The 3793-nt window shown below is 69.2% G+C and carries 4 protein-coding genes; all 4 read left to right on the top strand.

Annotated features, from left to right (window positions below):
- A partial coding sequence (locus tag FKP22_RS23740; protein WP_233446954.1) for an enoyl-CoA hydratase-related protein occupies positions 1 to 830 on the top strand: 830 nt, incomplete at its 5' end.
- Positions 827 to 2281 (top strand): sigma-54-dependent transcriptional regulator, encoded by a 1455-nt coding sequence (locus tag FKP22_RS23735; RefSeq protein ID WP_141290138.1) that lies wholly within the window; start codon positions 827 to 829, stop codon positions 2279 to 2281. The genes FKP22_RS23740 and FKP22_RS23735, both read left to right, overlap by 4 nt.
- On the top strand, positions 2281 to 3306 hold the full coding sequence (locus tag FKP22_RS23730) for an NADH-quinone oxidoreductase subunit B family protein (protein WP_211361550.1): 1026 nt from the start codon (positions 2281 to 2283) through the stop codon (positions 3304 to 3306). Before FKP22_RS23735 ends, FKP22_RS23730 begins: the two co-directional genes overlap by 1 nt.
- Before the next feature lie 33 nt (positions 3307 to 3339).
- Positions 3340 to 3793, top strand: a 454-nt coding sequence (locus FKP22_RS23725) for a nickel-dependent hydrogenase large subunit (RefSeq protein WP_211361549.1), incomplete at its 3' end; no start/stop codon positions are given.

The following is a 3793-nucleotide window of genomic DNA, read 5'->3' as shown; positions in this document are numbered from 1 at the left end:
TGGGTTGCCTGTCGTTCGACTTCTACAACGGCGCGATGTCGACCGCGCAGTGCGAACGCCTGCTCGCCGCGCTGCGTGAAGTGAAACGGCGCGACACGCGTGTGCTGCTGCTGCTCGGCGGGCACGACTTCTTCTGCAACGGCATTCACCTGAACTGCATCGAGGCCGCCGCCCACCGGCCGGGCGACAGCGCCGCCGACGAATCGTGGCGCAACATCAATGCGATGAACGACCTTGCGCTGGAACTCATCACCACCACCGACCGCCTGAGCGTTGCCGCGCTGCGTGGCAACGCCGGTGCCGGCGGCGCTTTTCTGGCGCTGGCGGCCGACGAGGTCTGGGCGCATCGCAGCGTGGTGCTGAACCCGCATTACAAGAACATGGGCAACCTGTACGGCTCGGAGTATTGGACTTTTCTGTTGCCGCGCCGCCTCGGCGCGGAGGGTGCGCGCGCGCTGATGCAGCAGCGCCTGCCGCTGTCGGCCACGACGGCGGCGCAGATGGGCCTGATCGACCGCTGCGTGAACACCCCCGCCTCGGACTTCGGTGATGGGGCTGTTGCCGATGCGCTGGCACTGGCGCTGTCGCACAATCTGCCGCAGCGCCTGGCGCACAAGCGGGCAGCACGCGCCACGGACGAAGCGCTGCGCCCACTGGCTGCGTACCGCCAGGACGAACTTTCCCGCATGCACCGCAACTTCTACGGCTTCGACCCCAGCTACCACGTGGCGCGCTACCACTTCGTCCACAAGCTGCCGCACGCCTGGACGCCGCGTCACCTGGCGCTGCACCGCGAACCGGGCTTCAATCTGATGAAGGCCCCATCGTGAGCGCCGTGCTCGACCTGCCGCGTGTGCTGATCGTCGACGACGAAGTGCGCTCGCAGGACGCGATCCGCCGCACGCTCGACGAAGACTTCACCGTGCTCACCGCGAGCAACGCCGACGAAGCCCGCAGCCAGCTCGAACGCTTCGAGGTCAGCGTGATCCTGTGCGATCAGCGCATGCCAGGCCTGACCGGCGTGGTGTTCCTGAAGGAAGTGCGCGAGCGCTGGCCCGACACGGTGCGCATCGTGATCTCGGGCTACACCGATTCCGAAGACATCATCGCCGGCATCAACGACGCCGGCATCTACCAGTACATCCTCAAGCCCTGGGTGCCCGACCACCTGCTCGGCGCCGTGCGCACCGCCGCCGAAGCACAGACGCTGCAGCGCGACATGAACCGGCTCGACGTCGAGCTGCGCACCAGCACCCCGGTGCTGCGCCAGCGCGCCGCGAACAAGCTGGAGCGGGCGCGCCGGGTGTTCGACTTCGACCGCATCGAACGTGCGTCCGGCAGCCCGCTCGACGGCGTGTGCGAGATGGCCGCGCGGGTGGCGCGCTACGACCTGAGCGTGCTGGTGCTCGGCGAGTCGGGCAGCGGCAAGGAACTGCTGGCGCGAGCCTTGCACTACGCGAGCCCGCGCGCCGGGGCGCCGTTCGTGGTGGAGAACTGCGCGGCCATTCCCGACACGCTGCTCGAATCCGAACTCTTCGGCCACAAGCGCGGCTCGTTCACCGGCGCTTACGAAGACCACCCCGGCCTGTTCCAGCGCGCCCACAACGGCACCGTGTTTCTCGACGAGATCGGCGAGACCTCGCCGGCGTTCCAGGTGCGCTTGCTGCGCGTGCTGCAGGAAGGCGAGGTGCGGCCAGTGGGTGGCGCGCGTGCGGTGCCGGTCGACGTGCGCGTGATCGCCGCGACCCACCGCGACCTGGAACAGCGGGTGCACGAAGGCCTGTTCCGCGAAGACCTCTACTACCGCATCGCAGGCGTGTCGCTCACGGTGCCGCCGCTGCGCGAGCGGCCTGGCGACATCGGCCCGATTGCGCAGCGTCTGGTCGGCGAAGTGGGCGCCGAACTCGGCCGCCCGCGCGTGGCCCTGAGCGACGAAGCGATGGCCTGCCTGATGAGCTACCCCTGGCCCGGCAACGTGCGCGAGCTGCGCAACGAGATCGCCCGCGCGATCGCGCTGAGCGACGCTGAAGTGATCGAAGCGCAGGCTTTTTCCACGCGTGTGCTGCACGGCCAGGCCGGGCGCTCGGCGGCGCTGAACGGCCAGGGCACGCCGCTGCCCGCCAGCGGTACGCTGGGCGAGCGGCTCGACGCGATGGAAGCGATGGTGCTGCGCGAGACCCTGCTGCGCCACCGCTGGAACAAGACCCGCGCGGCCAAGGAGCTGGGCCTGTCGCGCGTCGGCCTGCGCGGCAAGATGCAACGTTTCGGGCTGGAGGGCTGATGGGCGCCGTGCAGACTTCACCGCCGGGGTTGAACGTGTTGTGGCTGCAGTCGGGCGGCTGCGGCGGCTGCAGCATGTCGCTGCTGTGCGCCGACACCACCGACTTCCATGGCCAGTGGCGCGACGCCGGCATCAACCTGCTGTGGCACCCTTCGCTCTCGCTGGCCAGCGGCAGCGAAGTGATCGAGATGCTGAACGCGGTGCTGGCCGGCACGCTGCGCGTCGACGCGCTGTGCATCGAAGGCTCGCTGCTGCGCGGCCCGAACGGCACCGGCCGCTTCCACGTGCTGGCCGGCACCGGCCTGCCGATGATCGACTGGGTGAAACGCCTCGCTGCGAAGGCGCGGCACGTGGTCGCGATCGGCAGCTGCGCGGCCTGGGGTGGCATCACCGCGGGCGGCGACAACCCGACTGACGCCTGTGGCCTGCAGTATGACGACGACCGACCTGGCGGCCTGCTCGGCGCGGCGTTCCGCTCGGGCAGTGGCCTGCCGGTGATCAACGTGGCCGGTTGCCCCACGCATCCGGGCTGGGTCACCGACACGCTGATGGCGCTGGCGGCCGAAGGCCTGTCGGAAGCCGAGCTCGACACACTGGGCCGCCCGCGTTTTTACGCCGACCAGCTCGTGCACCATGGCTGCACCCGCAACGAGTACTACGAGTTCAAGGCCAGCGCCGAAAAGCCATCGGACCTGGGCTGCATGATGGAGCACATGGGCTGCAAGGGCACGCAGGCGCATGCTGACTGCAACACGCGGCTGTGGAACGGCGAGGGCTCGTGCACGCGCGGCGGCTACGCCTGCATCAGTTGCACCGAACCGGGCTTTCAAGAGCCAGGCCACCCGTTCCACCAGACGCCGAAGATCGCCGGCATTCCGATCGGCCTGCCGACCGACATGCCCAAGGCCTGGTTCGTAGCACTCGCGTCGCTGTCGAAATCGGCCACGCCGCGCCGCGTGAAGCTCAATGCCACGGCCGACCACATCGTGGTGGCGCCTGCCGCGCGGAAGACGCGGCTCAAATGACTGCGCGCAAGACGCGGTCGAGGTGAGCGGCGCATGACGACCCGTTTGCTGGTGGGCCCGTTCAACCGCGTCGAGGGCGATCTCGAAGTCACGCTCGAGCTCAAGGACGGGCGCGTCGACTCGGCACGCGTGAACGCACCGATGTACCGCGGCTTCGAGCAGATCCTGCAGGGCAAGGCGCCGCAAGACGCGCTGGTGGTCGTGCCGCGCATCTGCGGCATCTGTTCGGTGTCGCAATCGGTCGCGGCGGCGCGGGCGCTGGCCGACCTGGGCGGCATGCAGATGCCGGCCAACGGCCAGCACATCACCAACGTGATCCTGGCCACCGAGAACCTCGCCGACCACCTGACGCACTTCTACCTGTTCTTCATGCCCGACTTCACGCGCCCGGTGTACGCCGCGAAGGCCTGGCACGCCGAAGCGCTGCGGCGCTTCGCGCCGCAGACCGGCGAGCAGGTGCGCGCCGCGATCTCGGCACGCCAGCGCT

This window comes from Ideonella azotifigens, assembly GCF_006519715.1.
Taxonomy (GTDB): domain Bacteria; phylum Pseudomonadota; class Gammaproteobacteria; order Burkholderiales; family Burkholderiaceae_C; genus Ideonella; species Ideonella azotifigens.
This window is presented reverse-complemented; position numbering and strand designations above follow the sequence as displayed.

Excerpts from the sequence above, each read along its gene's own strand:
- FKP22_RS23730 (WP_211361550.1), top strand. The coding sequence starts at position 2,281 with ATGGGCGCCGTGCAGACTTCACCGCCGGGGTTGAACGTGTTGTGGCTG.